Source organism: Bacillus sp. FSL R5-0422 (genome assembly GCF_038610765.1).
In the GTDB taxonomy this organism is placed as follows: Bacteria; Bacillota; Bacilli; order Bacillales; family Bacillaceae; genus Bacillus; species Bacillus pumilus_O.
In genome coordinates, this window is sequence record NZ_CP152014.1 from 1,896,074 (window position 1) to 1,922,066 (window position 25,993).

The 25,993-nt window shown below is 40.6% G+C and carries 36 protein-coding genes; 10 read left to right on the top strand and 26 right to left on the bottom strand.

The genetic code is table 11. The features are described from left to right. Positions 1 to 81: 81 nt before the first annotated feature. A complete protein-coding gene (locus MKX52_RS09490) occupies positions 82 to 780 on the top strand; it encodes a methyltransferase domain-containing protein (RefSeq protein WP_342490607.1) in 699 nt (232 codons plus the stop codon). 92 nt (positions 781 to 872) lie between these two features. Then, positions 873 to 1,124, top strand: a complete 252-nt coding sequence (locus MKX52_RS09495; RefSeq protein ID WP_003216113.1) for a hypothetical protein — start codon at positions 873 to 875, stop codon at positions 1,122 to 1,124. A gap of 50 nt (positions 1,125 to 1,174) precedes the next feature. On the opposite strand, the gene MKX52_RS09500 is transcribed toward MKX52_RS09495, so the two are convergent. From MKX52_RS09500 to cgeC, 12 genes are all read right to left on the bottom strand, one after another. Then, positions 1,175 to 2,005, bottom strand: coding sequence for a M15 family metallopeptidase (locus tag MKX52_RS09500; RefSeq protein ID WP_342490608.1), 831 nt, complete (start codon positions 2,003 to 2,005; stop codon positions 1,175 to 1,177). A 68-nt stretch (positions 2,006 to 2,073) separates the two neighbouring features. Beyond that, a complete protein-coding gene (gene deoD / locus MKX52_RS09505) occupies positions 2,074 to 2,769 on the bottom strand; it encodes a purine-nucleoside phosphorylase (protein ID WP_012010274.1) in 696 nt (231 codons plus the stop codon). 113 nt (positions 2,770 to 2,882) lie between these two features. Next, positions 2,883 to 3,200 carry a YodL domain-containing protein gene (locus MKX52_RS09510; protein ID WP_144472174.1) on the bottom strand — a complete coding sequence of 106 codons (318 nt, stop codon included), beginning with the start codon at positions 3,198 to 3,200 and terminating at the stop codon, positions 2,883 to 2,885. Positions 3,201 to 3,254: 54 nt separating this feature from the next. Further along, positions 3,255 to 3,863 carry a phosphatase PAP2 family protein gene (locus MKX52_RS09515; protein ID WP_342490609.1) on the bottom strand — a complete coding sequence of 203 codons (609 nt, stop codon included), beginning with the start codon at positions 3,861 to 3,863 and terminating at the stop codon, positions 3,255 to 3,257. Positions 3,864 to 3,911: 48 nt separating this feature from the next. After that, positions 3,912 to 4,082 carry a YozD family protein gene (locus MKX52_RS09520; RefSeq protein ID WP_012010277.1) on the bottom strand — a complete coding sequence of 57 codons (171 nt, stop codon included), beginning with the start codon at positions 4,080 to 4,082 and terminating at the stop codon, positions 3,912 to 3,914. Positions 4,083 to 4,332: 250 nt separating this feature from the next. After that, positions 4,333 to 5,013, bottom strand: coding sequence for a hypothetical protein (locus MKX52_RS09525; RefSeq protein WP_012010279.1), 681 nt, complete (start codon positions 5,011 to 5,013; stop codon positions 4,333 to 4,335). A gap of 144 nt (positions 5,014 to 5,157) precedes the next feature. Next, positions 5,158 to 5,382, bottom strand: coding sequence for a YozE family protein (locus tag MKX52_RS09530; RefSeq protein ID WP_342490610.1), 225 nt, complete (start codon positions 5,380 to 5,382; stop codon positions 5,158 to 5,160). Positions 5,383 to 5,460: 78 nt separating this feature from the next. Beyond that, positions 5,461 to 5,742, bottom strand: coding sequence for a YokU family protein (locus MKX52_RS09535; protein WP_012010281.1), 282 nt, complete (start codon positions 5,740 to 5,742; stop codon positions 5,461 to 5,463). A 2-nt stretch (positions 5,743 to 5,744) separates the two neighbouring features. After that, positions 5,745 to 7,145 carry a lysine 2,3-aminomutase gene (ablA, locus tag MKX52_RS09540; RefSeq protein ID WP_012010282.1) on the bottom strand — a complete coding sequence of 467 codons (1,401 nt, stop codon included), beginning with the start codon at positions 7,143 to 7,145 and terminating at the stop codon, positions 5,745 to 5,747. Between the two features lie 117 nt (positions 7,146 to 7,262). After that, on the bottom strand, positions 7,263 to 8,639 hold the full coding sequence (locus MKX52_RS09545; RefSeq protein WP_342490611.1) for a sigma 54-interacting transcriptional regulator: 1,377 nt from the start codon (positions 8,637 to 8,639) through the stop codon (positions 7,263 to 7,265). Positions 8,640 to 8,797: 158 nt separating this feature from the next. Then, positions 8,798 to 10,093: a glycosyltransferase family 2 protein gene (locus tag MKX52_RS09550; protein ID WP_342490612.1), complete on the bottom strand. Its 1,296-nt coding sequence runs from the start codon at positions 10,091 to 10,093 to the stop codon at positions 8,798 to 8,800. Between the two features lie 17 nt (positions 10,094 to 10,110). Beyond that, positions 10,111 to 10,431: a spore maturation protein CgeC gene (gene cgeC / locus MKX52_RS09555; protein ID WP_144457540.1), complete on the bottom strand. Its 321-nt coding sequence runs from the start codon at positions 10,429 to 10,431 to the stop codon at positions 10,111 to 10,113. Positions 10,432 to 10,638: 207 nt separating this feature from the next. On the opposite strand from cgeC, the gene MKX52_RS09560 reads away from it, so the two are divergent. After that, positions 10,639 to 11,040, top strand: a complete 402-nt coding sequence (locus MKX52_RS09560) for a hypothetical protein (RefSeq protein ID WP_012010286.1) — start codon at positions 10,639 to 10,641, stop codon at positions 11,038 to 11,040. Positions 11,041 to 11,055: 15 nt separating this feature from the next. Further along, positions 11,056 to 12,018 carry a DUF3880 domain-containing protein gene (locus MKX52_RS09565; RefSeq protein WP_216887997.1) on the top strand — a complete coding sequence of 321 codons (963 nt, stop codon included), beginning with the start codon at positions 11,056 to 11,058 and terminating at the stop codon, positions 12,016 to 12,018. Between the two features lie 34 nt (positions 12,019 to 12,052). Here MKX52_RS09565 and MKX52_RS09570 read toward each other — a convergent pair whose 3' ends face one another. Further along, the gene (locus tag MKX52_RS09570; RefSeq protein ID WP_342490613.1) at positions 12,053 to 12,769 is read right to left on the bottom strand and encodes an acylneuraminate cytidylyltransferase; all 717 of its coding nucleotides are present in this window, start codon (positions 12,767 to 12,769) and stop codon (positions 12,053 to 12,055) included. Between the two features lie 243 nt (positions 12,770 to 13,012). Here MKX52_RS09570 and MKX52_RS09575 point away from each other — a divergent pair, with 243 nt between their 5' ends. Continuing rightward, positions 13,013 to 14,041, top strand: coding sequence for an SDR family NAD(P)-dependent oxidoreductase (locus MKX52_RS09575; protein WP_342490614.1), 1,029 nt, complete (start codon positions 13,013 to 13,015; stop codon positions 14,039 to 14,041). 51 nt (positions 14,042 to 14,092) lie between these two features. On the opposite strand, the gene msrB is transcribed toward MKX52_RS09575, so the two are convergent. Both msrB and msrA read right to left on the bottom strand, forming a co-directional pair. Beyond that, positions 14,093 to 14,524: a peptide-methionine (R)-S-oxide reductase MsrB gene (msrB, locus tag MKX52_RS09580; RefSeq protein ID WP_012010290.1), complete on the bottom strand. Its 432-nt coding sequence runs from the start codon at positions 14,522 to 14,524 to the stop codon at positions 14,093 to 14,095. Continuing rightward, positions 14,521 to 15,057 carry a peptide-methionine (S)-S-oxide reductase MsrA gene (gene msrA / locus MKX52_RS09585; protein ID WP_050943900.1) on the bottom strand — a complete coding sequence of 179 codons (537 nt, stop codon included), beginning with the start codon at positions 15,055 to 15,057 and terminating at the stop codon, positions 14,521 to 14,523. The genes msrB and msrA overlap by 4 nt, the downstream gene beginning before the upstream one ends. 137 nt (positions 15,058 to 15,194) lie before the next feature. On the opposite strand from msrA, the gene MKX52_RS09590 reads away from it, so the two are divergent. The 3 genes from MKX52_RS09590 (at position 15,195) to MKX52_RS09600 (ending at position 16,727) form a co-directional block, all read left to right on the top strand. Next, complete coding sequence (locus MKX52_RS09590; RefSeq protein ID WP_012010292.1) at positions 15,195 to 15,626, top strand: MarR family transcriptional regulator; 432 nt, start codon at positions 15,195 to 15,197, stop codon at positions 15,624 to 15,626. Positions 15,627 to 15,680: 54 nt separating this feature from the next. Beyond that, entirely contained in the window at positions 15,681 to 15,941 is a 261-nt protein-coding gene (locus MKX52_RS09595) for a hypothetical protein (RefSeq protein ID WP_012010293.1), read from the top strand. A 120-nt stretch (positions 15,942 to 16,061) separates the two neighbouring features. Next, on the top strand, positions 16,062 to 16,727 hold the full coding sequence (locus tag MKX52_RS09600; RefSeq protein WP_342490615.1) for a DUF4397 domain-containing protein: 666 nt from the start codon (positions 16,062 to 16,064) through the stop codon (positions 16,725 to 16,727). Between the two features lie 32 nt (positions 16,728 to 16,759). Here the strand turns inward: MKX52_RS09600 and ypmT are convergent, their stop codons facing one another. The 7 genes from ypmT to ilvA all read right to left on the bottom strand — a co-directional run bounded on the left by ypmT (position 16,760) and on the right by ilvA (position 21,588). Next, a complete protein-coding gene (ypmT, locus tag MKX52_RS09605) occupies positions 16,760 to 16,957 on the bottom strand; it encodes a protein YpmT (protein ID WP_012010295.1) in 198 nt (65 codons plus the stop codon). A 22-nt stretch (positions 16,958 to 16,979) separates the two neighbouring features. After that, the gene (locus MKX52_RS09610) at positions 16,980 to 17,546 is read right to left on the bottom strand and encodes a YpmS family protein (protein ID WP_144472162.1); all 567 of its coding nucleotides are present in this window, start codon (positions 17,544 to 17,546) and stop codon (positions 16,980 to 16,982) included. Between the two features lie 9 nt (positions 17,547 to 17,555). Continuing rightward, positions 17,556 to 18,317, bottom strand: a complete 762-nt coding sequence (locus MKX52_RS09615) for an SGNH/GDSL hydrolase family protein (RefSeq protein WP_012010297.1) — start codon at positions 18,315 to 18,317, stop codon at positions 17,556 to 17,558. Between the two features lie 69 nt (positions 18,318 to 18,386). Then, the gene (locus MKX52_RS09620) at positions 18,387 to 18,977 is read right to left on the bottom strand and encodes an SCO family protein (protein WP_088001637.1); all 591 of its coding nucleotides are present in this window, start codon (positions 18,975 to 18,977) and stop codon (positions 18,387 to 18,389) included. Between the two features lie 24 nt (positions 18,978 to 19,001). Next, positions 19,002 to 19,844: a DegV family protein gene (locus tag MKX52_RS09625; protein ID WP_342490616.1), complete on the bottom strand. Its 843-nt coding sequence runs from the start codon at positions 19,842 to 19,844 to the stop codon at positions 19,002 to 19,004. 187 nt (positions 19,845 to 20,031) lie between these two features. After that, positions 20,032 to 20,283: a YpmP family protein gene (locus tag MKX52_RS09630; RefSeq protein WP_012010300.1), complete on the bottom strand. Its 252-nt coding sequence runs from the start codon at positions 20,281 to 20,283 to the stop codon at positions 20,032 to 20,034. A 36-nt stretch (positions 20,284 to 20,319) separates the two neighbouring features. Beyond that, positions 20,320 to 21,588 carry a threonine ammonia-lyase IlvA gene (gene ilvA / locus MKX52_RS09635; protein WP_012010301.1) on the bottom strand — a complete coding sequence of 423 codons (1,269 nt, stop codon included), beginning with the start codon at positions 21,586 to 21,588 and terminating at the stop codon, positions 20,320 to 20,322. Positions 21,589 to 21,769: 181 nt separating this feature from the next. Here ilvA and MKX52_RS09640 point away from each other — a divergent pair, with 181 nt between their 5' ends. Both MKX52_RS09640 and MKX52_RS09645 read left to right on the top strand, forming a co-directional pair. Next, complete coding sequence (locus MKX52_RS09640) at positions 21,770 to 22,738, top strand: sigma 54-interacting transcriptional regulator (protein WP_342490617.1); 969 nt, start codon at positions 21,770 to 21,772, stop codon at positions 22,736 to 22,738. Positions 22,739 to 22,752: 14 nt separating this feature from the next. Further along, the gene (locus MKX52_RS09645) at positions 22,753 to 23,391 is read left to right on the top strand and encodes a hemolysin III family protein (protein ID WP_012010303.1); all 639 of its coding nucleotides are present in this window, start codon (positions 22,753 to 22,755) and stop codon (positions 23,389 to 23,391) included. Positions 23,392 to 23,425: 34 nt separating this feature from the next. Here MKX52_RS09645 and MKX52_RS09650 read toward each other — a convergent pair whose 3' ends face one another. The 4 genes from MKX52_RS09650 to MKX52_RS09665 form a co-directional block, all read right to left on the bottom strand. Continuing rightward, the gene (locus MKX52_RS09650; protein ID WP_342490618.1) at positions 23,426 to 24,049 is read right to left on the bottom strand and encodes a 1-acyl-sn-glycerol-3-phosphate acyltransferase; all 624 of its coding nucleotides are present in this window, start codon (positions 24,047 to 24,049) and stop codon (positions 23,426 to 23,428) included. A 15-nt stretch (positions 24,050 to 24,064) separates the two neighbouring features. Continuing rightward, positions 24,065 to 24,553, bottom strand: coding sequence for a dihydrofolate reductase (locus tag MKX52_RS09655; protein WP_144504669.1), 489 nt, complete (start codon positions 24,551 to 24,553; stop codon positions 24,065 to 24,067). Beyond that, positions 24,550 to 25,344 (bottom strand): thymidylate synthase, encoded by a 795-nt coding sequence (locus MKX52_RS09660; RefSeq protein ID WP_012010306.1) that lies wholly within the window; start codon positions 25,342 to 25,344, stop codon positions 24,550 to 24,552. Before MKX52_RS09660 ends, MKX52_RS09655 begins: the two co-directional genes overlap by 4 nt. Positions 25,345 to 25,447: 103 nt before the next feature. After that, positions 25,448 to 25,975: a phosphatidylglycerophosphatase A gene (locus MKX52_RS09665; RefSeq protein WP_342490619.1), complete on the bottom strand. Its 528-nt coding sequence runs from the start codon at positions 25,973 to 25,975 to the stop codon at positions 25,448 to 25,450. Positions 25,976 to 25,993: the final 18 nt, after the last annotated feature.

Sequence of the window (25,993 nt, forward strand, 5' to 3'; positions counted from 1 at the left end):
GTTCTCTTTGAAAAGATAAGCCATTTGACCTTACATTGCATAATCTTTAAAGAGGAACTTGATAAGGAAAGAAGGGATTTTATGAGTGATTATGTAGAAATGCTTGCCTATTTTGGCGTATCTAGTGCCCATCCTGGTGGAATAGAGCTAACAAAAACGATGCTTGAGCAGATAAAATTGACACCAGACGCACGTATACTGGATGCGGGATGCGGAACTGGTCAAACGGCGGCATTTTTAGGCAATATTGGTTATCAGGTGGAGGCGATTGATCCACACCCTTTAATGATTGAAAAGGCCAATCTGCGATTTGAACGAGAAGAACTGCCGATCCGTGCATTGCAAGCATCGATCGAACAGCTGCCATTTCCAGATGAAGCGTTCAATCTTCTAATCAGTGAATCTGTTTTAAGCTTTACTAACCTTCCAGCGGCACTTGCTGAGATCAAACGCGTTCTTGCTCCTGGAAGTCAAATGATTGCAAATGAAGCAGTATTAAAAGCACCTCTTACGCCGAAGGAGCTTGCGACCGTTCGAGATTTTTACGGGTTTCACGCACTCTTTTCAGTTGAAGATTGGCAGGAGCAGCTAAAAGCAGCAGGATTTCGAGACGTTCGCATTCTCTCATTTGATGAACACATGGTACAAGAAGAGCCGACAGAAATGGAATTATCTGAGTATATCCCGCCTTCTCTTTACGAAACGATGCAAACACACTACGATTTGATTCAGGCGCACCGAAAACATCTAAGCCACGTTCTATTTGAATGTACCGTATAAAATGAGCGAATCTCCTATATGTTTTGTCCAAACTCTATGAGGTCTCTCGCATAGGATAAGAGTGAAAAGAGTTTGTCATAAGGAGGAAAAATATGGAGCGCTATCAAAAGCTTTGTCAGCAGCATATGGGGAAAGTCGCTAGAATCACAGATCGTAATGGCAGAGTACATGTTGGACGCATTGAGCGGGTAACAAACCGTAAAGTGTATATTCGTCCAGTCGGCGGTTCTCGCGGCGGCTTTGGCTTTGGTTATTACGGAGGGTATTACGGCTGGGGTGCCGCTTATGGCATCGGGCTTGGGTTCATTACAGGTTTCGCACTAGCAGGATTGTTCTTTTTTTAAAAGAAGAATAAAGAAGGCCCCCCGAATAGCTGGGAGGCCTTTTTATTTGATTAAATTTTCTTCACTTTGTTCATGTACTCTTCAAATGTTAAATCGTGATCATGCATCGCTTTTGCGGCTTCTTTTCCAACATAGCGCAGATGCCACGGCTCATATTCATATTTTGTAATTTCTTCTTTTCCTTTTGGATAGCGAATGATAAAACCATATTTATAGGCGTTTTTAGCCACCCATTTGCCATCAGGTGTTTCACCAAACTTTTCAGAGATGTCAAAACCGGCACTTTTTGAAGAAATGTCCATCGCAAGGCCTGTTTGATGTTCACTTTCGCCTGGTAATGCTACTGCTTCTTGCGCCTTTTCTTTGCCTTTTAACTTGACTTCACTATCAAAAATGACCTTTTGACGGTCATAGGAACGATAGCCAGATACGGCAGCCAGCTCGAAGTTTTTCTTTTTCGCATCTTTGAATAATGTCTCAAGTGCTTCTGCTGCTTCTTTACGAATATATCGTTTTTCAATATCCTCTGAAAAAGAGAATTCTACTTTTGGTACAACGAGATCAGAAGGTTTATAGGTTCCTGGTAATGCGTATTCTTTGTTGACAAGTGCTAGCACGTTTGCAGGATTTTGAATGGTTTTCAGCCCGCTTACCACCTTGATGTCATTGAAATATTCACTCTTTAACGTCAGCTCTTGATCAGATGAATCTGCTGTATTGTTTGAGTTTTGCTGGGTAGATGAATTTTCTGCGCTTTTTTGTTCGTTTGTTTTGTTCGATTCAGATGTACCGCTTTTTTGATCCAGCAACTGGCAGCCCGATAATGCGGCTGTCAAACCAAGAATCGATGCGATTGAGAGTATTTTATAGCTTTTCTTCATGACATACCTTCCTTTTGCTCTTCTAAAAAAATAAAGATGCGCTACATCGTAGCACACCCTTTATAGTATTATAAAACGGAGTCTAGCGCAATTAAGATCATTTCGTCAAATGTCGTTTGACGCTCTTCAGCCGTTGTTTCTTCTCCTGTGAGAACATGATCGCTCACTGTCAGAATAGATAACGCTTTTCGATCAAATTTTGCTGCAAGCGAATATAGAGCGGTTGTCTCCATTTCAATTGCTAGAATTCCGTATTGAGCCATGAGCTCCAGTGGTTTTTCATTATAAAACTGGTCTGCTGTAAATACATTGCCGACACGTACAGCGACATTTTTTGCTTCCGCTGTGTCGTAAGCTTTCTTAAGAAGTCCAAAATCAGCACAAGGTGCGTAATCAATCGGTCCAAACGCCACACGATTCATTTGTGAATCTGTTGAAGAGGTTTGAGCTAAAATGACATCACGTACGTTGACATCCCTTTTGATCGCCCCGCAAGATCCGACGCGGATTAAGTTTTGAACATCATAGCTTTGAATGAGTTCATTCACATAAATCGAAATAGAAGGTACGCCCATTCCAGTTCCTTGTACAGAAACGCGCTTTCCTTTGTAGGTTCCAGTATAACCATACATGCCGCGCACTTCGTTATAACATTCGACATCTTCTAAATATGTATCTGCAATATATTTCGCACGAAGCGGATCGCCTGGCAGCAATACCGTTTCTGCAATTTGTCCTTTTTCTGCTCCAATATGTACACTCATGTTTTTAGCCTCCACTTACGTTTACTATGTGATTTGTCCTATTAAGTATAAACGATTAAGCCCAAAAAAGAAAATACCAGCTGAAGCTCAAGCTGGCATCATCAATCATCTATTTAACTCATTGTCATCAGTCGCTCACTGCGTTTCCATCCTGCCGGAAAAAGCTGATAATAGCACTTTCCTTTTTTCTTATCATCAATCACAACAATATCGCCTGTTGTCATAAACCGTGCATTGTAATCACTAGGGACTGTATCATGTACATTAAATGTCGAGAATGCTTTTTCCAGAACATCCAGGTGTGTTCTGCCGCCAATTTTTGTCCGGTACACAGGCTGATGCCCGCTTGCAGCGCCATATTCAGGTGTCTGATAAATGGTTAAGTGATATGCTGAAGGTTTCTTTTGAAAAAATCTCAACGTCAATTGCATTCAAATCCCTCCCCTTTTATATAAAATTGGCTGGGATCTGTCAATTTCCTTCTTCTACTTTTGTCGAATGACAGACAATTTTTCGTCAATCTTTTTACAAATGAGGAATAAAGCAAGTCCTATCGCAAAACCACCTGCCACATCTGTCAAAAAATGAACGCCGATATACATTCTGCTGACCCCAATGATAAGAACACAGATCCCTGTGATCAAATAGACGATTTTTTGCCTTTCTTTCAGCCATGGAATCATTTCAACGAGTAGGTAAGCTATAAAAGGATAGATGGTGGCTGCATTCATCGAATGTCCGCTCGGAAAGCTGTAATACGTTTCATTGACAAGATGATCAAAGGCTGGGCGCTCTCTAGCAAACAGCCCTTTTAGTTCATGATTAATGGTTTTTTCTGTGAGATATAATAGAAAAAGCATCATGATAGAGTAATAGCGCTTATATACGAATAAAGCGACACTGAAAATGAGCATGATGGGCACGAGCAGCGCACTAATGCCAAAGTCTGTCAAAGTCAGCATGACATCATTTAAAAAAGGGAGTCTGATGCTCTCAAACGATAAAATGATCTGGTTGTCCAATGCTTGACCCGCACCAGATACCATGAGCGCAGCAATGGCGCCAAATAAAATCAAAAGACATAAGATATACACGCGAAAGATTCTCCTCCCTCTCTTCAGAATCTCTTCAAAGTATAGTGCCTACCACGCCTCTTCTTCAACTATCATTGTTTTTTTCAGCATATATTCAAACGTAATGTCAGCCAGCTCAAACGTTTCCAGCTCCGCAGGTATGTACCCTCTTTTGATCAGCTCCATGTAGAAGAATTCCGCAATTTCCTCTGTATCAATCACCAAATCTGCTTCTTTCATTACATTCCGCCTCCTTTTTTATGATGTATGAACGTCGCCTGTTTTTTATTACAGTTTGTCATAATGGCTCATTCCATACATATAAATGCAGTAAACAAAAAGAAAAGGGGTTTGAGGCAATGAAATGGTTCAACATATTAGATGGAGAAATGTTTGATCAGGTGATGGGCCGTATCTTGAGGGGATGGTTTTATGTGATTGTTTTTTTCTGTGTGCCTTATTTTTTATTCGTGTTAGGACAAGTCTTTCTTTAACCAAAATGCTCGTGTAAACTTTCCAATATAAAATCCATCATATCTTTGTATTCTGGATCTTCGAAAAATTCGTAGAGAATTTTATAGTCATTATAAATATCAAGAAGCTCATCCACTATAGATACAGCGAGGAATTCTAGTGATGCTTCGCTTTCTTGTTTCTCTTCTAATTGTAATAGAGCCGTTTGCACCATATCTTCTTCCATTTCTTTTGAAGTTTCACCCACGTAATGCACAAAAAGAAGCTGATGAACGAACTGGTCCATCTCATATTTCCTCAGGACAAGCGTTAAGTCTTCCTCTTCTGTTTCCAGCCACTCTCCGTCCTTTAGCCTCGTGAGTTCGTAAATGACATCTTCCCAGCCATCATCAAGGTATCGCCATATTTCAGTCCGATGGCCAATAATTTTAAATAGCTCTTTTCCGTAGTCTTTTACATATACAACATCGCCAATGAGGAACTCATATTCAATGTCCAGCTTTTCTGTATCCACAATCACCCCGTCGTACTCATCGTAAAGCTGAAGTGATGTTTCAAAATAAAGCACCTCATTATGATTGACCTCATACAAATAGTGCTGGTCAATTTGATGGACTTTTGTAATCGTTCCGACTGTGCCGTACATGACAACGACGACAATATCCCCTACTTGATATTTTGGTGCTTTCGCCTTCATTCTGTCTCCCCCTTGCCCGACTTTTGGTCTTAACGTATCGTATGCCGGCGCAAGGAATTCTGCATGGGCAACCACACCATGCAAAACGCCATTTTATTTCTCATCAAAAAACCGCTTCTCCCATCTGGAAAAAGCGGTTGTGTGTTATTTTTTTTTGACTTCTACATCATATTGCTCAAACGCTTCGTCAAATGTTGTCATTGAGCTTAAATAATCGCCATTTAATTCCAAATAGGCAGACAGCTCATGATAATCAGTGGACGCTTTCGGGAAGCTGTGATCCTCATAAGCAGCATTTGCAAAATGGCTGATTTCATCTTTCGGTTTTGGATGTCTGAACTTCATTAAATAATGGTAAAACGACTTCACCTATTTTCCCTCCGCGACACTCTATTTTGTTGTTATATTATACAGCAATTTGATGACTTGTATAGGCGGAGGTACAACTTATGATGAAAAGTCAAAGTAATTTCGCTTTAATAACCGCTCCATGCTCATTAATTCTTCATATGAAATTTTTTCTGGAAGTTTTGTCTGATCCACTAAAATTAATTGATCTTCTATTTCTTTGACCGTCTCATCCTTTTGATATGTCATACCGCAATGCGTGCAGGAAATGGACGGTGTTTCGATGATTTCAATGGATTGTGTGCCAGTGATCAGTTCCCAATAGACTGTTGTCTGCTCTGCGTTTGCTTTATTTTCCTCACACCAATCACATGTCAGCAAGGCTATTTCTCCTCCTTTACAGTTTGATCTTTTTTGAGCTGCGCTTGATATTTTTTCTCTTTTAATTCATCTCGTTTTTCACGTTTGTTTTTGAGTGTGTCATGCTCAGGATTTGTTTCATATGCTTCTCTTCGTTTCATCCGGCTTAAATTCTCTGGCGTAAACGATTTCGCTTCATCCTGAAATAGTGCAGTAATACCAATTGCCGGGTCTTGTTTCTCTTCATAAATTTCATTAAAATACGCATCTGCCTGGCCTGCAACGTAATGCTCTGGTTCAGGGTAAGAGGTGATGACACCTTCAAAGTTACGAAGGACGACTTTGTCAGGGCTTTGCGATAATAAATAATTTGGCTGCAAGGCGATCTTTCCCCCGCCTCCTGGTGCATCCACAACAAAGCTTGGCACGGCGTAGCCGCTCGTATGTCCTCTTAAGCCTTCGATGATTTCAAGACCTTTTGATACTGGTGTTCTAAAGTGGCCAATCCCCTCAGATAAATCACACTGATAAATATAATAAGGTCTGACCCGTATCATCACGAGATCGTGCATCAGCTTTTTCATAATCGGCACACTGTCGTTTATTCCTGCAAGGATGACGGCCTGATTACCTACAGGCACGCCAGCATTTACAAGACGTTCGCACGCTTCTTTCGCTTCTTTCGTAATTTCAATGCTTGTATTGAAATGAGTATTTAGCCAAACCGGATGATATTTTTTCAAAATCTCGCACAGCTCATCTGTAATGCGTTGCGGAAAGACGACCGGTGCACGTGTACCTATCCGAATGATTTCAACGTGCGGAATGTCTCGTAAGTTTTTCAAAATGTATTCAAGCACTTGATCGTTGATCAAAAGACCATCTCCGCCGGAAATTAACACATCCCGCACCTCAGGCGTTTCCCTAATATATCCAATAGCAGCATCTAACTGCTTTTTTGGCACGCCCATACCGATCTGTCCAGAAAAACGTCTTCTCGTACAATAACGGCAATACATGGAGCACTGATTGGTTACAAGAAAGAGCACACGATCTGGGTATCGATGCGTTAACCCCGGGACAGGTGAGTCTTCATCTTCGTGCAAAGGGTCTTCAAGATCATATTTTGTTTTATGAAGCTCTTCAGCAATTGGCACAGATTGCATACGTACTGGACATCTTGGATCGTCTGGATTCATCAATGAGGCATAGTAGGGTGTAATGTTGAGTGGAATGGTTTTGGTGGAAATCTTCACCCCTTCTCTTTCCTCTTCTGTTAAGTTTACGATTTTCTCTAAATCTTCAAGCGTTTTCACGGTATGCGTCAGCTGCCAAATCCAGTCGTTCCATTTTTCCTCAGGTACATCTTTCCAAAGCTCAATGTCCTTCCAATGACGTGCCGGTTCATATAGTTTCTGATTCATATCCATTCCCCCTATCAGCATTCACCTTATACTATGCAAGTTATGTGCCAACATGGGAAAATGCCCCTTTTCTTTATAAAAGGAGCTTTACCCTTGATATTGAATGGATGGTGGTGCCTATATTTCGGCATCTGCATATTTCTTCAGTTTATATTGCAGCGTTTGTCGAGGGATTTTTAAAGCTGCGGCAGTTTTTTTAATATTGCCTTGATGCTTGTTTAAAGCTTCCTGAATAAGTGTTTGTTCAAATGAAGAGACCTGACTTTTTAAGGAGGCATCGGGTGTTTCATCCTCAAGCTTCTGCGTACGTAAATGAGCAGGAAGATACGAAGGTGTAATGTCTTCCGCTTCCTTTGGCATCATCAATACAGCATGCTCAATGGTATGTTTTAATTCTCGAACGTTCCCCGGCCAGTGGTGAGCCATAAACATTTGCTTTGTTTCTTCAGAAAGGCGTTTGACGTTTTTTGAAAACTGCTGATGATAGGTTTGAATGAAATGGCGGGAAAGTAGCAGGATGTCTTGCTTTCTCTCACGAAGCGGCGGGATATGAAAAGATGACACATGCAGTCTATAAAATAAGTCTTCTCTTAAAATTTGCTTTTTCACCGCTTCAAATGGGTCCATATTGAGTGCAGTAATGAGTCTTACATCTACTTGAATCGCTTTTGCATCCCCAATACGGCGCACCACGCCATCCTCTAACACGCGTAATAATTTTGTCTGTAGCGTGAGCGGCATCGCTTGCAGTTCATCAAGAAAAAGCGTGCCTCCATCAGCCAGTTCAAAGAGACCCTTGCGATCAATTGCGCCCGTATAGCTCCCTTTGACAGATCCGAACAATAGGCTCTCAAGTAACGACTCTGGGAGTGCTGCACAGTTTTGCGGAATGAACACTTGGTTTTTCCGGTCAGATTCATGAACGATGGCTTGAACGAGCACTTCTTTCCCTGTCCCTGTTTCCCCGTAGACAACAACTGATGACGGGTAAGCAGCCGCTTTTTTTGCCTTTTCAAGCATTTCATTTAAGAGCGGATCATTTGTTAAAAATGAAGAAAAATTGTGCATTTGTTCTACTCCAGCCGCATCGTGTATTCGTTTTTTTTGATCTAAACGATTCGAAAGGGCTGACAGTTTCGATACATCTTTTGCGACTTCGACAGCACCTATTAACTGGCTGTCTTCAATAATTGGCAATGTCGTGTTGACGGTCTCAATTCTTTCGCCGTTTTTATTCAAATAGGTTTGCAGCGAATGATAAATGGGCTTCCCTGTTCTCAAAACATGCATCAGCGTACTTGTTTTTTCTGTTAAAGAGGGATACACATCAAGGATGTACTTGCCAATCACCTCTTCTTTTTGTAAACAGTCAAACTTAGCAGCATTATGATTGTAAAAGATCGTCATTCCTTGATCATCTACAACATGGATCGCTTCATCAATGGCTTCTAAAATTAATTCAAACCAATCCGCTCTTTCGACAACCTTCCCCATTCTTTCCCCCTCACTTTCAGTGCCGAAAAACCGGCATCCATTGCCGGATTTTCAGCGGCTTGATCCTCTTCATCACACGTTCTCCTGTCCTTTCATGTTTCGCTTTTTCCTTGAAACTTCCTGCTTTTTTTGTTAATAGCATCAAAAAAGCACCCCTCTTATGAGGAGTGCTTTCGCCCTGATGTTTGATAAAGAGACATATCGAATTCTTGCAGTGATTCCATATACAGCGGCATGATCGGCTTTCCTTCTTGAAATAAGGTAAATTGGGAAGGGTATAAATTTATAGGCTGATGATAAAAAGCAAATCGCTTGACAACCTCAGGGTCAATCCGGCAAAAGGTGTGATGCATCAGTAAATACACCTCTTGTTTCCATTTAAAGAGCCTCCTGTTTGGCGGATGAAATACTGGAGACACTTGAATCATGTCTCCATCTTCATACATCTGAAGGCGTTCATTTGAAATCGTATAGATCTCCTTAGAGTGAAACTGAAAATATTGCACGTCACGCTTTGAAGTAAATCGCCTTTTTTTCTGATCTTCAATATAATAGAACGTTTTTCCATGATCTGCCGTGACAACTGTATAATTGGGTACTGCCAGCATATCTTTTATTTCATATTTCATCGCACATAACGAAGGAACCCGAATGGCGCGCCTATTTTTTTCGTTCACCCAGCACCTTTCAATTCTATGAAGATTCCCGCTTGCGATTTGGTAGTAGTCCCCTTCCTTTTCAATCACCGTTCCGTCAATGAGATCATACGGCATACTCGAAAACAAATGATGAAAGGAATGGGGCGCTTTATACGTTGTATCAAGCACATCTCTTAATGGATAAAACGCAGCAAATTGATTCAGCCTCATCCAAAAAACAGAATCTGCATGATGCCAGTGTTTCGCCTCATCATCCCAATATTGTCCGTATTTTTCATGAATGAGCGGAAGCAAACGCCTTCTGTGCATGACCGAACAATGATCCACTTGAAAGGACGCATGCTCCAATATTTTGTCTGCTTCACGCACAAAGCTCATCGTCTCGACTAATTGCTTATCAACATGCACGACCCGCTGCGAGGAATACACAATATCTATATGAGGCTTCGACTGAAAAACATCCACCATTTTCTGCAAACGTTCTTGATGATACACGGTATCATCTGTTAAATAACAAATGAGCTCACCTGTTATACTCGCTAACGCTTCATTAATGAGCGTCGCATATCGTACGGTTAACAGCCGTTTTGTAGGATGAACCGTGCGTGAATATAGATGAATGCGCTCATCTTCTAAATAGGTCTGGATCTTTTCGATGGTGTCTTGTTCTGAGCCATCATCCATAATGAGAAGCTCCCAATTTGAATACGTTTGTTCCATCATACTCTTTAGCACACGATCAATGAAATCAGGTTTATTGTAACTTGTTAAAATCACCGATACTTTCATGATCATTATCCTTTTTAATTAGATTAAAAAGCCCCCCAGCTGACGATGTTCACGTAAGGAACATTCACTCTTAGCTGATTTGTCGCGTTTTTAAAGACCGCTACTGAATCAAAGAGCTGCACAACAACTACGTTTTGAAGGACATCTCCATTGACTAAATGAACGCGTGGCACTGGAATGCCAAGTTCAAGCCATGGACGAAGTAATTCTTTAATGTCTGACACACTCTCTTCCTCACTTTCTTCTAATAGACGAAGAAGAAGTAAAATCAAGATGACTTCAAGTACTCCTTCTGCTTCTAGTAATTCTTCGTTCCAACCATTTAATAATTGATCAAATTCCATTCATAATCCCTCTCTCTTCACATTTAATCTTTACTAGAGTATGAGATTCACTTCATTTAGCCTCAGCATTTGAAAACATTTTTAAAAATGTGTGAAGTGATTAAATTTTAAAAAGAACAAGGAATCAGCGTTCTGCTTATACAAAAAAAAATAAACGGCATATACATAGGGGTGAGTTTGAATTGATGAAGAAAGGATGGGGAAAAAATGAACGACAAGCGTGCCGAATTAAAAAAAGAACTATTTAAAGTGTTTTTCAAACCACTTACTCGTGCATTAACAGTTAATCTTGAAGAAGGAGGAGTTCAAATGGAAGAGAAATTGAATGATTTATTAAGTGAAGTGGCAGCTGAGGCATCACCTTCAGATTCTGCTACAACACTCGATGTATCTCAGCCAGCAAGATGGATTTTTGCAAGACTTTCACCAGGAACTGTCATTAGCATTGTCACTGATTCAGGAGACTTAATCGGGCCAGTTCAATTCGTATCATTCGATGCGTCAACAGGTGTTGTCTTTGTTACACAAGAAAGCTCAGTCACACCAACAGGCTCTGCAACGACTTTATTAGATGTAGATAAAGTTGAAAGTGTTACGTTCACGTCTTAATGTGAGAGGGTCATCATGAAGCTTCTTTATATCAGCTCTGGCTACGGCGGAATCTATCACATGTTTGATCAATGGGTAGAAGAGAGCTTCATTGATTCCCCCTTTTCATGTGTAAAGATTAACCGAGAATCTCTACCCACTCACATGCACAAAATCCGGACATTTTCTCCGGATTTTGTTTTGATGATGATCGGTGATCATGTTCCGAGCGAAGTACTTCATCAATTCAAACAAGAAAAGATCCCGATCGTTTTGTGGATGACAGAAGATCCTTTTTATACAGATGTGTCAGCTGCTTGTGCACATGATGCGCGGCTCATATTAACAATTGATGAAGGAGCTTTGCCATTTTACAAACAATTGGGCATAGGTGACGCCTACTACTTTCCCATTCCGGCAAATACACGTATTTTTCAAAAAAACGAATCGCCTGAAAAAATGTGCATCTACGACATTGCACTCATTGGCTACCCTTACCCCAATCGCACGAAAGCCATTGATACACTCTTACAGCAGAAAAAATGGCGTATTCTCGTTGCAGGTAAGGAATGGCATCGTCATTTAAATAAGTCACGAAGACATGATCGAGATCTCACATTAGTGACCAATTGGCTGAGTCCTCAGCAAATGGCGGGCATCTATCAACAATCAGCGATTGTTCTTAATCCGCACAGACCAGCTCAATTTGCCTATAACAAAAACAAAGCCATGATTCAAAATGTAAGCCTGAACAACAGAGCGTTTGATATCGCTGCAGCGGGAAGCTTTCAATTGACGGATCTACAACCGCCTCCAGCCTTTTCAAGCTTCGCTTTTTATAAAGATAAGGACGATATGCTAGAACAGGTTGAATATTATGGATCAAATGCCGTGAAAAGAAAAGCAATCGCACAAAACAATTACGAACAAGTCGTTTCCTGGAATACATTTGAGTCATTTCCACACAGACTTTATGAAATCGTAAAAAGCGCCCTATGACTGGGCGCTTTTCTCGTTGAAATTCATCTTATGCCTAACCCTCCGCATCTCTACGAGCCAATAAGACTTTCTCCGCTTTCTCAAGGTCTTCTTCCTGTTTCACCACAAGTGATTTTTGGGGATCCATAATATACGCTCCAACAGATCCTTCTAAAAAGGAATGAATGCATTCTTTTGCATATGGAACATGAAAAGCATACACTGCTCCATTTAAACGACCATACGTATATGGCTGCTCTTTTTTTGGCATGAAAAAGTAATGATTGTCCTTATATAAAGTGGCTTCATTATTCTCATGCAATGTCCATGTCTCATTTGGGTTTTCTAACGCCTCTGTAAAAGATGCCATGCAGTCATAACTTCCTTCTACTAAAAGCTGCAAGCACTTCTCTATATCTTCCGTCTGTCTTAAAGGAGACGATGGATGTAAATATAGAACAATATCAAATGTCTTCCCCTCACGCTCTAAATAAGCAAGCGCATGTTTCACCGCTATCAGTGACGGTGTTTGTTCTGTTACATGACTGTCTGGCAGTTCAATTACACGGGCTCCGTAGTGAGAAGAAATGATTTGCGTATTGACATCCTCTGTAGAGACGATGATTTCATCTAACTCAATCATTTGCAGTAACGGCTGAATGGTCCAATAGATGAGCGGCCGCTCCGCCAATACGCGAATGTGTTCATCATGCTGATCGCGCCTGCTTCTAAAAGCTGGTATCAAGGCTAATATACGATTTCCCCTATACATGTATTCCCTTCTCCCCTCGCGCAAAGCTCTCTTCATTTTCTCCTGAGCTGATCGCAGTACTGAAGTATTCAGGTCTCTCGTTTTTCTACTTATTCTCTTATCTCTCCATATTCTATTAACACGTCAAGCAGATGGTTATAATGTGTTCACCTAATTTATATAGAAAGTGGTTCTTTTCCTCAAACGGATACCACTCTTTCACATATGATGCAAAGTAGAGAAATGAGAGTTGGGGGATTAGATATGTCCAAAAAGATAGAAAAGAATTTGAGGGCTTTTTTTCGTGATAAAACAATATTAGTCACAGGCGGTACAGGTTCAATCGGCCGTCAAATTGTGAAAAAATTAACAGCATGCTTTCCAAAGAAGATTATCGTCTTCAGCAAAGATGACAGCAAACAATACATGATGAAAAATGAGTATGCAGATCACCCAGAAGTGGCCTTCGCTTTAGGGGATGTACGAGATGCAAGCCGAGTGAGACAGCTCGTCAAAGGCGTTGATATCATCTTTCATGCAGCCGCCTTAAAACAAGTACCTACTTGTGAAGACAATCCGTTTGAAGCCGTACAAACAAATATTATCGGCGGGCAGCACGTCATTGAGGCGGCGATTGAACATGAGGTCAGTCATGTTGTCAACATCTCCACTGACAAAGCAGTGTCTCCGACAAATGCCATGGGTGCAACAAAATTAATTTCAGAAAAATTATTTTTCCAAGCAAACGAAAGTATTCCGAACCAAAAAACGATGTTTTGCTCTGTGCGTTTTGGCAATGTGCTTGGATCAAGAGGTTCCGTCATTCCCATCATGCTCCAGCAGTTGTTAAATGAAAAACCTTTGACCGTCACTGATCCTCATATGACACGTTTTTTTATGTCCATCGAAGAGGCTGTCTCCCTCACACTTCAAGCAGCCATCATGATGAAAGGCGGAGAAACATTCATTCTCAAGATGGAGTCATTACAGCTTGCTGATCTCTTAAAAGCGTTTCAAGAATATGCTGATCAAATCAATGTCGCATCTCCGGAGATTCTCGTTGTCGGGAAAAGACCTGGAGAAAAGCTTCACGAAGAGCTTACATTTCCGCACGAAGCAGATGCACTATTTGAGCATGAACAATTTTATGCCATTTTGCCAAGACCCAAACGTCACCCTGCCTTTCAAAAAGTCGACTTAACCAATTACACATCCAATGAAGCGCCTCTCATTACAAAAGAAAAGCTGTTCCACATCATTGAACAATTACATCACACGCATCATAAAAAATAAAAAATCGTCACATGGAAGCAGATGCTTTTCATGTGACGATTTTTCAATAGATCAATCAAATAGATGTTTCAAATCCCCATAGCCTTCTTTTTCAAGATCATCTTTTGGGATAAACTTCAAAGCGGCTGAGTTAATACAATACCGAAGACCATTTGGTCCAGGTCCATCAGGAAAGACATGGCCTAGATGGGAATCAGCTGTCTTGCTGCGCACCTCTGTCCGCACCATCCCATGGCTTTTATCCACTTTCTCCGCTACTTCCTCATCTTCAAGCGGCTTTGTGAAACTCGGCCAGCCGCAATGGGCATCAAACTTATCTAAAGAAGAAAAAAGCGGCTTACCTGAGATGATATCGACATAAATGCCTTCTTCTTTATGATCCCAAAATTCATTTTGAAATGGCGGCTCCGTGCCATTATTCTGTGTGACTTCGTACTGCATACGGTTTAATTCTTTTAGTCGTTTTTCTTTATCGTTTGTCATGATTTATCACTCCAATGGGACTCAATAAAACCCGCTCTGCCAGAACCGACATGATATCGTTCATAGTGCATTTTGTTCTTTTTATAATAGTGCTGATGATACTCCTCTGCGGGATAAAAAGGAGCAGCATCTAAAATTTCTGTTACGATTGGCTTTTGGAAAATGCCGCTTTCGTTCAGCTTCTCTTTCGATGCCTCTGCAAGCTTTCTCTGCTCGTCATGATGAACATAGATACCTGTGCGGTAGGACTCTCCTCTATCACCAAATTGCCCGCCATCATCTGTTGGGTCTATTTGCTGCCAATACAGTTCTAATAGCTTTTCATATGGGAAAACGTCTGGATCAAACGTAATTTGAACCGCTTCTCTATGTCCCGTTGTATTTGTACATACTTCTTCATAGGTCGGATTCACTGTATGTCCGCCAGTATACCCTGATTCAACTTTGATAATGCCCGGCTGTTCATCAAAAGGCTTAACCATACACCAGAAACAGCCTCCTGCAAATGTGGCTAATTCTTGTTTTTCAGACATATTAGTGCCCCCTTCATTTAAAAAATGGTATCATCATATTATAACATGATGAAAAATAATGAAAATGATACGACTTGTATACCTAAATGATCAAAAAGCATTTTGTCGTATTTTAAAATATAATGGGGGTTTAATGATTGGAACAAAGAAAAAAAATGATGTATGAAATGGATACCTTACTGAGAACCGTATTTAAGCAGATCCGTTATGAGATTAACAGCCTGCTCGAAAACGAATTATCTCGGAATGAATTTCTCATTTTAAATCTGCTTCGTGAGCAAGGGGCAAAAAAAGTAACGGAATTTGCGTCCATTTTAGGAGTGTCAGCAAGCCATATCACAGCTGTAACCGACACACTTGTAGAAAAGGGCTGGATCACCCGTATCCGTTCTAAAGAGGATCGCCGCATCATCAAAATCCACTTAACCGATAAGGGTAAGGAAATTACTGAGCATTTTGAGAAAAAGAAAACAGAATACTTTATGGAGCGATTTGAATCATTCGACGACGAGGAACTAAAAACAATGATCAAATTATTTAAAAAGCTGGATAAAAGTCAAAAGGATTAAGCATAGAATTTAGCGCTCTGGACATGCTACAGATAAAAAGAGGTGGAATGAACCATGACGAGCCCTTATCTTTGTCCAAACTGTAAAACGAACAGAACGCGCTTTAATTTGATTGAGCAGCTTTCAGAACCTGTGAAGCTTGACCCTGCGACCGGAGCAGTTGTTGAAAGATACGAAGGAGAGCAGCTTTCTCCTTTTCACATGAGCTATCAAGGTCCACAAATAAAAGTTCAGTGCGGTGTTTGTGGCCTCATTGAGGATGAAAAAACGTTCATTAAGCTAGCTGAATATCATCAATATTCTTCTCCTTCTTAACATGCGGGCCTGACGGAAAACGTCAGGCTTTTTTCTATGCCCCATTTGCCTATACAGATCACCTTTTACATGCATACGCTACAAAAAACACCATCGTATAAGAAAGGAGGGATTGATAACATGCAGCAGCTCTTTTATCATGAATATCCAAATCGTCCACTCGCTGCAGGATTCGAGCACCCTCAAAGCAGCCCTTCAACCAAAGCCTTTATTCGGCTCTTTCACGCTGCCCCAGATCTTAATGAGCTCGCTGTACATGTGAACCGAAATGAGGTCTTGAAAAAAATACCTTACAGCCAATTAACAGCTTATATGGAGTGGGATGAGGGAATGTATGAGATAGAAGTGTTCAAGCTAGCTACAAAACAAAGAGTTCTTCATTCTCGTATGATAATTAAGCGTGACGAGATTTACACTTTATGCATCACAGGTGCACATGCAGGTTTTGCGCTACTCACAGAGCGGCAAGACCCTTTGATTCAACATGAGGACCTTTCAGCCCTTACATTTGTCCATCTGTCTCCAGACCTTCCTTCCATTGATCTATATGAACGTGATCAAGGGATGTTGGCAAAGGAGCTTCACTATGTAAACAGCACTCACATTCATCATTTCTCTCCGAATAAATATCATTTTGAATTAAAAGCCGCCGGCACTCAAAGTATATTGCTTGATATCCCAAAAGTTCATCTGCAAGCTAATCGTGCATATTTCATTCTGCTTCATGGTTTTGCTAACGGAGAGCCAGAGCTTATGGCGAAGGTAGTCTTGTCTCAGCAAATATAAAAAAGAGCCTTTTCCATAGAGGAAAGGCTCTTTTACGAGACATCTTCAGCTTTTTCTTGCTTTTGAAAATCAAAAGCAAGAATCATGATACCTAGAAATAATGCACAATAGGCAATATTTAAGTAAAACTGATCGATATTTTCTGCTCGTAAATCAGTGGCAGCTGTAATGCCAAAGTATGCAGCAAATAAAAACGACAGTAAACTAAAATATTGATAGACTCGCTTCATGATTTCACTCCTGACTCACTTTCTATTGCTTTGGATGATAATAGGAGAACTCAATTTCATCGTTCTCTAGATCAATTTTGTTCGCTTTCACATACATATCATTCGTCAGTGGCATTTCTGAAAGGCGCACTTCAACCGTTTTTTGATCCGGTTTCACATGAACGAATTCTGGCAGTTCATAGAACTGGCCCATGTAGCTTAGAACAAAACTAACCGGAATGCTTAATTGACCAATTGAAAGACCATCCACTTTCAAAAGCACATCACCATTATCTTCAACAGTTGGCGTAAATGAGACGTTTGCATCAATCGTCGAAGAGAAAGCTTTAATGGCGCCTGTTACTTTCACATCTTGATCGATCGCCACATGAAAGTCTGGCATATCACTTGACCCTTGATTTTTCAAATAATCATTGATAAAGCTAGTGAGTGATTCTTTTGAGCTAGATATATGAAAAGAATACTCGCTTTTCAATTCTTTCGTTGAAGCGGATTGACCGCCTGGCAGCAACATTAAAATACCGCAGGCAAGTACAATCAATAGATTGATTGCAAGTAAAATAAAAAATAAGCTTTTCCACTTTTTCATACGTTCACCCTATTCCTTCGGCAGTCCTTCTTTTTTCACTTTGGAGAATAATCGATTTGCCATAAGAGAGTACCCCTTTTGGTTTGGGTGGAAATCATCATCTGCCAGTAATTTTTCATCAGAATCTTCCTCAAATAAATCTGCTACGTTGATCATTTCAGCGTTGCCGTCTTTTTTTAGTTCTTTTTTGGCGACGGCATTCCAGTCTTTGACGACTTCATCAATGTCTTTCAGCTCAGTGAGACTGAATTTAAAAGGATTATACATGCTTACATACATGATCTTCGCATGGTCATTATGTTCTCTCAGTTGAGCAAGAATGGTTTTAAAGCGCTCCTCAAAAGGCCCCTGCTCTTTTTGAAAAGGAGCAAACGTCAAATTGAGTACATTTTGACGAACGACATGCATTAAATCATTGCCGCCGATCGTAAAGAAGATATAGTCAGCATCTTTGAGACCGTCTTGCACCTTTTTTTCTTTTAATCTTTTTAATAAATCTACCGTTCTACTGCCTTTAATGGCATAGTTTTTTAATGTGACAGATTGCACGCCGTCCACCGCTTCTAGCTTATCACGGGTCATGCCTGCATATCCTTTTTTTTGTTGATCTCCAATTCCTTCTGTTAAGGAATCCCCAACCGCTGCGATGGTAATATGTTCTTTTACGTCTTGTGTGTCTTCTAGTTTATCCTTTATGCCAGCCTCTTGCGCGGAACATGCAGAAAGAACAAAAGCTAGAGACATCACAATCAAAATCAAACGAGCCTTCAAACGATGATGTCCCTCCTTTTTCTGATTAAAAAAGTGTATCATGTTTTTGCTCATTTGAACATCTTTATGCTAGCTTCGGATCAGCGTTTTGATGTCCTTGATGATGTCATCATATGGCGTATTTTGTACACCATCATAATTTTTCATCACTTTTCCTTCTTGATCAACTAGGAAAAACAATGACTGATGAATCACTTGGTCTTCATCTTCAGGTTTCTTCACAATGGTTTTAAAGCTTTTCATTGCGAATTTTTCGATCGCAGACTGTGAATAGCCAGTGAGGAAATCCCAATTTTTAAAGGATAAAGGATATGCTTTTGCAAATTCTTTTAGCTTTTTCGGTGAATCTACCTCCGGGTCCACGCTAAAGGAAATGATACGTGCATCCAATTTTTCTTCTTTTAACCGTTTTTGCAGCTCTGTCATATGCGCGGTCATCGGCGGACAGATCGTTTCACAGCTTGTGAATATAAAATCTGCCACCCATACTTTCCCCTTTAAATCATCTAACGACACCTTTTGTCCATCCTGATTTTCATACTCAAACGGCTGTATTTGATAATTTAACGCATCTTTGATTTGTCCATTTGAACATGAGACTAAAAGAAGCACGCTTATGATCATAAGCGCACCAAGTGAGGCTCCCCTTTTGTTAAGCATGACACGTCCATCCCCTTTTTCAAATCAATCGGTATAAAAAGTAAAACCTATTGCGCCCTTTCCAGTGTGACACGAAATAATCGGTGTAGTGTAGGCAATGTCGACAAGAGCTTCAGGTGTATGATCAAGCAGCGCTGATTTGAGCTTTTCAGCGAGTTCTAATGCATCTGCATGCGCTATCCCAATGGCTTGAACTGTTTTTCCTTTCACCGCCTGTACATACTGTTTGGTTAAATAGCGGACAAGAGCAGAATAGCTTCTCACATTCGCTTCCGGCGTATACACCCCTTCTGTTAAGCTGGCAATTGGTTTGATGTGAAGAAGTGAGCCGATCAGCGCCTTCCCTCTTCCAATTCTTCCACCTTTCACGAGATTTTCTAATGTATCGATTGTGACAAATAGCTTTGTTTCAAGGCGGATTTTATCCATTTCTTTAATAATGTCTTCGCGGCTTGCACCATTTTGTGCAAGTTCGGCTGCTTTGGTGACTTGAAATCCTAATCCATAGGAAATAAAGTTTGAATCAATCACGGTAATATTTCCGTCTACCATTTTCGAAGCGCTTTCAGCAGTTTGAACCGTACCACTCATTCCGCCCGTTAAATGGATACTAATGACTTCGCTTCCATCTGCCGTTAGCTTTTCATATAATTCGACGAATTGACCGATCGCAGGTTGAGACGTTTTCGGCAATTCTTCAGCGGCCTCCATTTTTTCAATAAATTCATCTGGCTGTATATTCACTCGGTCAATATAATCAACCCCAGAAATGGAGATATTGAGCGGAATCACGTGAATCGAAAGATCATTGATTTTTTCTTGCGGAAGGTCCACAGTAGAATCTGTTACAATTTTAATTTGTTTCACTATCGTCTCATCCTTGCTGTCTTAGTCTTTACATATGATATTACCTTATTTCGCGCATAGTTGAAAACAACTGTCAGAACGTTTTTGAAATTGTCACATTTTCTTGGTTGCATGAAAAAAATCCTTGCCAAGCTGAGCAGCAGCCATTTCAAAACAGCCGCTCACTCCCTTTGACAAAGATTCCTTTTTACGCATTGTGTTTCAGTGTAGGCTCCTGATAGATCTGCTCATATGTGCTCCACTTGACGTTACGTTTCACATCCTCTCTGAAAGAGTACACAGCCCTCTTTCCTTTAGATACATAGACTTTTTTCAAGAAAGCTTCAAGTCTAAAGGTGAGCATGAAACAATGCGGCTCATCTCCCTTTAGTACAGGAACTTCTGTTACCTTGATCTGAGCTCCATCCATCCGTCTAAAACATATTGTTTTGAGCAGCACAAACGATCAATCCTCTTTTCCCATGTTCTGTTAAGCCTAAATAAATAGGTGGAATAAATCTTGATCTTTATTCACTTCAACATAATGGAATCCTTTTTTATTCATCCGTTCAATGAGCGCCGTATAGTCATCTCTTTCCTTCAATTCGATGCCAACAAGCGCAGGTCCTTTGCTTCGGTTATTCTTTTTCGTATATTCAAAGCGGGAAATATCATCATTTGGCCCTAATACTTCATCTAAAAATTCCCGAAGCGCACCTGCTCTTTGCGGAAAATTGACAATGAAATAATGTTGAAGCCCTTCATAAATCATCGACCGTTCTTTGATTTCTTGCATTCTGCCAATGTCATTATTTCCTCCACTGACAATACAGACAACATTTTTCCCTTTAATCTCCTCGCGGTGAGCATCAAGCGCTGCGATCGGAAGTGCACCTGCCGGCTCTGCTACAATCGCACATTGATTATAAAGCTCTAAAATGGTTGTACATACTTTCCCTTCAGGTACAAGACTAATTTTATCAACAACAGACTGTAGAGATGTAAACGTCTTTTCGCCAATCCGCTGAACCGCTGCTCCGTCTACAAACTTATCAATGGAATCAAGTGTCACAACCTTGCCCTTTTCATGGGAAGCATGGAGTGATGCTGCGCCAAGCGGTTCGACTGCGATGATTTCGGTTTCTGGGGCGATATTTTTAATATATGTACCCACTCCAGATAACAAACCTCCACCTCCAACACTTGCAAATAAAAAGTGAGGCTCCACTTCGATATCATTTAATATTTCTACAGCAGTCGTTCCTTGTCCTGCCATCACATCCAAATCATCAAACGGATGGATAAATTCACGCTTTTCTTCATCTCCGCATTTCACTGCTTCATGATATGAATCATCGAACGTATCTCCGGTTAAGATAATTTCAACATATTCTTTTCCGAAAAGCTCCACTTGAGATACTTTTTGCCTTGGTGTCGTAGCAGGCATAAAGATTTTCCCGTGGATACCTAGATATTTACAAGAATAGGCAACCCCTTGTGCGTGATTTCCTGCACTTGCGCAGACAATGCCGTTTTTTAGTTTATCTTTTGGAAGCTGGCTCATTTTATTAAAAGCGCCTCTTAATTTAAAGGAACGAACTACTTGAAGGTCCTCTCTTTTTAAGTAGACATTACATTCATATCGTTCAGAAAGTCGCTCATTTTTTTGAAGAGGTGTATGAATGACTACATCCTTCAAATTTTGATGGGCCTTTAAAATATCTTTCACTTGAATTAGCGTGTTTTCTTTGAGCAACGGTTTCATGTACAAGATCCTTTCTCTTTAACCTTATTTAATTTGTCATTATAACATGAATATTCAAAAAATAAACCAATAGATCATGGATCAAGTATAAATTTTATAAACTTTTTCGTTTCTCTGTACATTTGGTTTTATTGGGTGTTACAATTGAACCAATTAGAACCATAAAGAAAGGAATCACCCGATGACCACTCATTCGTTTACGTCTATATATGGAGAGCATCAAGAAATAAAGCGTGCCATTCACCTAGCAAAGCAATTCACAAAACACGAACAGCCAGTCTTGATCACAGGAGAAATTGGCACAGGCAAAACGCGATTTGCCTATGAAATTGCTCATGCATCGGCTTCAAACGCTTCACTGACACATCTATATTGTCCCATCCTAGATGAAGCTACGTTGCAGAAAGCCTTCACGGAAAAAACCCGTCAAATTCTTTATTTAGACGAAATTGCCTCATTAAGTATTCCAATGCAGCATCAGGTCATTCGTTTTCTAGAAATTTCTCCTGCAACAAAAATCATTGCCACTTCGTCTTTATCAATAGAGGCATTGAGGGTTTCATCTACCTTTTTACCTGAACTGTTTTATCGCTTAAATGTTTTCCATTTGCCTTTGCCGTCATTAGCAGATCGAAAAACAGACATTCCTGTGTTAACAACTGCTTTCTTTCAGGAGCTGAGCATGGCGCCTGATATTGATCCAAGTGTTTGGGAAACCTTGCAGGAGTATCCGTTTGAAGGAAACGTCCAGGAACTCAAAAATATCATTCAATATGCTGCAGTCATTCTCGAGGGGCAAACGGTATTTTTACACCACCTGCCGCCCTTTGTGTTAACCCCTCTTTCACCAGAGGTAAAAGGAAAAAAGGAAGAACACCAGCTCACACTAATGGAAAAGCAAGAGTTTGTTTTCCTGCTAGAAGCTATTAAATCTCTCAATGAGAAAGGTGAAGCTGCCAGCAGGCGCATCTTGTCTGAGTTAAGCAAACAAGGCGACATCCCGCTGACCCCTCAGCAGGTGAGGAGCCGATTAGATGACCTTGAGAAAAAAGCATACGTGACGAAAGGAAAAGGGAGGGCCGGCACAAAGATTACACTTGAAGGTCTGTCATTCCTAAAGTCACTTGATGGTTATATACCGGTTCAATAAAAGGAGGACATCCATTGTTTACTGTAAAAGAAGAAATTGCAAACGCCATTACACATGGCATTGGTGTTATTTTATCCATTCCAGCCATTGTTTTTCTCGTGTTATTCGCTGTTCAATACGGCACTGTCACAGAGATCGTGAGCTTTTCAATATTTGGTGCATCCATGCTACTGCTCTATTTAAGCTCGACCTTGCTTCATAGCATTCGGCATAAAAAAACAAAAGATGTATTTGAAATTCTCGACCACTCGGCTATTTATGTATTGATCGCTGGTACATATACGCCCTTTTTACTCGGACCATTAAAAGGTGCACTCGGCTATACGCTTCTTGCGATTGTATGGGCTCTTGCTGCTGGCGGAATTGTCTTTAAAATCTTTTTCGTCAAACGGTTTATCATTGTGTCTACCCTCGTTTATTTATTAATGGGCTGGATGATTATCATTGCCATCAAACCACTTTACATTGGGTTAACAGGTCCAGGGTTTGGCCTCTTACTGTTAGGCGGTCTATTGTATTCGGTCGGAACCATCTTTTATATTTGGCGGAAAATCCCCTATCATCATGCGATTTGGCACAGCTTTGTTCTGGGCGGTAGTGCATCAATGTTCTTCTGCATTCTGTTCTACTGTGTGAACATTCCTGCTGCATGAAAAAAACCAGCATCCACTTCGGATGCTGGTTTTTCTATGCCCGCTTTTGGGCGTAATCGCTCATCATGACAGGTGCTTTAATATGAATATCAACATTCACAGGATGCAGTCTTTTTACGACTTTACCAGTTAATAGACGATCTGTTCCACTTGTTTCAATCGGTACAACCGGACAATCACAATCTTCAGCAAGTGCCTCTGCCATGTGGCGCTGTGCTTCTGAAAGCAATACACTCTGACCAGATAAGATTCTTTCCTTCGCTTCTTCTAATAAGGCATCGTCAGATTGATTCTGGCGAATAACCGCCATCTTTTTCAGCCATTGTTTTAAAATGGGATATCGAAAAAGATTCGGCTTTGCCATGAAAGTAAATGGTTTTTCAAGATGGCCAATTAATAATGTCATCGTAACTGGATTCAGCTCTTGCGTGATATAAATAACAGGCTCATCCGGCAGCTTCTTTTGCTGGTGAATGGTCATGACTGATCCTGACTGATCAATACAGCCTCGGGCAAACCTTTTTGCATGCTCATGTATGAGATGCATTCGTTTCGTATAGGAAATGCGCGGATCAGTTAATTCATGGGCATGCAAATGCCTCATACTTTTAAAAAAGGATACAACTACATAAATCGTTAAAAACCAATAACGAAACAACCGTACTCCTCCTACTCATTTATCCTTTTTGTCATAAACGACAAATTCATAATTGTAGGGGTTCTTTTCGTCACGATGGCCTTTTTCGCGTGATACAACCGTCCATTTGTTTTCATCGTAATGAGGAAAGTAGCGGTCTCCTTCAAACGCATGGTGGATATGCGTGATATATAGACGATCCGCATATGGCATCATTTCTTCATACAGCTTAGACCCGCCGATGATAAATAACTCTGTCTCACCTTTTCCAATTGCCAAAATGTCAGCAATGGAATGGACAACCTCGCATCCTTCTGCTTCAAAAGAAGAACTTGTTGTGAGCACGATATTACGGCGGTTAGGCAACGCTCGTCCAATGGATTCATACGTTTTTCTGCCCATGACAATCGTATGGCCACCTGTGACCTTCTTAAAATATGCTAAATCAGCTGGTAAATGCCAAGGCATTTGATTATCTTGACCAATGACTCTGTCTTTTCCTGTCGCCACAATCATCGAAATCATACACTGACTTCTCCTTTAATATGCGGATGCGGATCATAGTTTTCAAGTACAAAATCATCGAACGTGAAATCAAAAATGCTCTTCACATCTCTTGTGATGCGAAGCTGCGGAAGCGCACGTTCCTCACGCTCTAGTTGCATGTTCACCTGAGGAAGATGATTCTGATAAATATGAGCATCCCCTAGCGTATGAACAAACTCTCCTGGTTCAAGATTTGTGACTTTGGCAATCATCATTGTAAGAAGAGCATATGAAGCAATATTAAATGGGACGCCTAAAAAGATATCTGCTGATCTTTGATAAAGCTGGCAAGAAAGCTTTCCGTTTGATACGTAAAATTGAAACAGACAATGACATGGTGGCAGCGCCATTTGATCAATTTCACCCGGGTTCCAAGCGCTGACGATTAGTCTTCTTGAATTGGGATTATGCTCGATATCGTGGATCAGCTTTGTGATCTGATCCACAGTCTCACCGTCTCCACTAGCCCAAGATCGCCACTGCGCTCCGTACACACGGCCTAGTTCGCCATTTTCATCTGCCCATTCATTCCATATACGGACACCATTTTCCTGAAGGTATTTGACATTTGTATCACCTTTTAAAAACCAAAGCAACTCATGAATAATTGATTTCAGGTGCAATTTCTTTGTTGTTAAAAGTGGAAATCCTTCCTGCAAATCAAATCTCATCTGGTAACCAAACGTGCTGATTGTGCCTGTTCCCGTTCTGTCACCTTTTTCATCCCCGTGCTGTAATACATGACGGCATAACTCTTTGTATTGTTTCATTTTTTTCATCCTTTATTTATGTTCTTGTTGTAGTTTACCTTATTTCTGCTTTTGTTTAAACCAAAAAAACACGCCTGCATGAGGAGCAGACATGTTTTTCTTTTTATACTTGATTCACCCGATCCTGCTCTTCGTCCTTAATGTCTTGGTGTGAGTGAGCAATCCGACTAGCTGCTGCTGCGGCAAGCGCAGCGACAAGGTCATCAAGGAAGGTATGCACTTCACCAGGGCGACCTTCATCTAATTCTCTGATAATACCGAATTTCTCTTTATCTAAATAACCGAAGTTGGTCAAACCGATTGATCCATATACATTGACAATGGAAAGCGGAATAATCTCATCAATTCCATATAGCGGCTCATCTGTTTCAACTAAGTGCTGCAAAGGTTCTGGCAATAGCTTTTTTTCAGCCAGCTGATCAAGGGCAAGTCCTGTTAAAACCGCATGGACAATTTCCCTTTTATTCAACACTTTCTCAACATTTTCAATACAGACACTAAGTGGAAGGTTTGGATGATATTTTTCTTGAAGCTTTAGCACAATGTGTGCAATATCTTCAATTTTCACTCCACGTTCGTTTAACATTTGTTTTGTAATCTGCACCATTTCGTTCATTGTATACTTTCTCAATTGGCATGACATCTCCTT

Bases quoted from the DNA above. Each gene is read 5' to 3' on its own strand.
- MKX52_RS09490 (WP_342490607.1), top strand. From the start codon at position 82: ATGAGTGATTATGTAGAAATGCTTGCCTATTTTGGCGTATCTAGTGCC.
- MKX52_RS09495 (WP_003216113.1), top strand. From the start codon at position 873: ATGGAGCGCTATCAAAAGCTTTGTCAGCAGCATATGGGGAAAGTCGCT.
- MKX52_RS09500 (WP_342490608.1), bottom strand. From the start codon at position 2,005: ATGAAGAAAAGCTATAAAATACTCTCAATCGCATCGATTCTTGGTTTG.
- deoD (WP_012010274.1), bottom strand. From the start codon at position 2,769: ATGAGTGTACATATTGGAGCAGAAAAAGGACAAATTGCAGAAACGGTA.
- MKX52_RS09510 (WP_144472174.1), bottom strand. From the start codon at position 3,200: ATGCAATTGACGTTGAGATTTTTTCAAAAGAAACCTTCAGCATATCAC.
- MKX52_RS09520 (WP_012010277.1), bottom strand. From the start codon at position 4,082: ATGAAAGAAGCAGATTTGGTGATTGATACAGAGGAAATTGCGGAATTC.
- MKX52_RS09525 (WP_012010279.1), bottom strand. From the start codon at position 5,013: ATGAAGGCGAAAGCACCAAAATATCAAGTAGGGGATATTGTCGTCGTT.
- ablA (WP_012010282.1), bottom strand. From the start codon at position 7,145: ATGAATCAGAAACTATATGAACCGGCACGTCATTGGAAGGACATTGAG.
- MKX52_RS09545 (WP_342490611.1), bottom strand. From the start codon at position 8,639: ATGGGGAAGGTTGTCGAAAGAGCGGATTGGTTTGAATTAATTTTAGAA.
- MKX52_RS09550 (WP_342490612.1), bottom strand. From the start codon at position 10,093: ATGATCATGAAAGTATCGGTGATTTTAACAAGTTACAATAAACCTGAT.
- cgeC (WP_144457540.1), bottom strand. From the start codon at position 10,431: ATGGAATTTGATCAATTATTAAATGGTTGGAACGAAGAATTACTAGAA.
- MKX52_RS09560 (WP_012010286.1), top strand. From the start codon at position 10,639: ATGAACGACAAGCGTGCCGAATTAAAAAAAGAACTATTTAAAGTGTTT.
- MKX52_RS09565 (WP_216887997.1), top strand. From the start codon at position 11,056: ATGAAGCTTCTTTATATCAGCTCTGGCTACGGCGGAATCTATCACATG.
- MKX52_RS09570 (WP_342490613.1), bottom strand. From the start codon at position 12,769: ATGTATAGGGGAAATCGTATATTAGCCTTGATACCAGCTTTTAGAAGC.
- MKX52_RS09575 (WP_342490614.1), top strand. From the start codon at position 13,013: ATGTCCAAAAAGATAGAAAAGAATTTGAGGGCTTTTTTTCGTGATAAA.
- msrB (WP_012010290.1), bottom strand. From the start codon at position 14,524: ATGACAAACGATAAAGAAAAACGACTAAAAGAATTAAACCGTATGCAG.
- msrA (WP_050943900.1), bottom strand. From the start codon at position 15,057: ATGTCTGAAAAACAAGAATTAGCCACATTTGCAGGAGGCTGTTTCTGG.
- MKX52_RS09595 (WP_012010293.1), top strand. From the start codon at position 15,681: ATGACGAGCCCTTATCTTTGTCCAAACTGTAAAACGAACAGAACGCGC.
- MKX52_RS09600 (WP_342490615.1), top strand. From the start codon at position 16,062: ATGCAGCAGCTCTTTTATCATGAATATCCAAATCGTCCACTCGCTGCA.
- ypmT (WP_012010295.1), bottom strand. From the start codon at position 16,957: ATGAAGCGAGTCTATCAATATTTTAGTTTACTGTCGTTTTTATTTGCT.
- MKX52_RS09610 (WP_144472162.1), bottom strand. From the start codon at position 17,546: ATGAAAAAGTGGAAAAGCTTATTTTTTATTTTACTTGCAATCAATCTA.
- MKX52_RS09620 (WP_088001637.1), bottom strand. From the start codon at position 18,977: ATGCTTAACAAAAGGGGAGCCTCACTTGGTGCGCTTATGATCATAAGC.
- ilvA (WP_012010301.1), bottom strand. From the start codon at position 21,588: ATGAAACCGTTGCTCAAAGAAAACACGCTAATTCAAGTGAAAGATATT.
- MKX52_RS09640 (WP_342490617.1), top strand. From the start codon at position 21,770: ATGACCACTCATTCGTTTACGTCTATATATGGAGAGCATCAAGAAATA.
- MKX52_RS09655 (WP_144504669.1), bottom strand. From the start codon at position 24,553: ATGATTTCGATGATTGTGGCGACAGGAAAAGACAGAGTCATTGGTCAA.
- MKX52_RS09660 (WP_012010306.1), bottom strand. From the start codon at position 25,344: ATGAAACAATACAAAGAGTTATGCCGTCATGTATTACAGCACGGGGAT.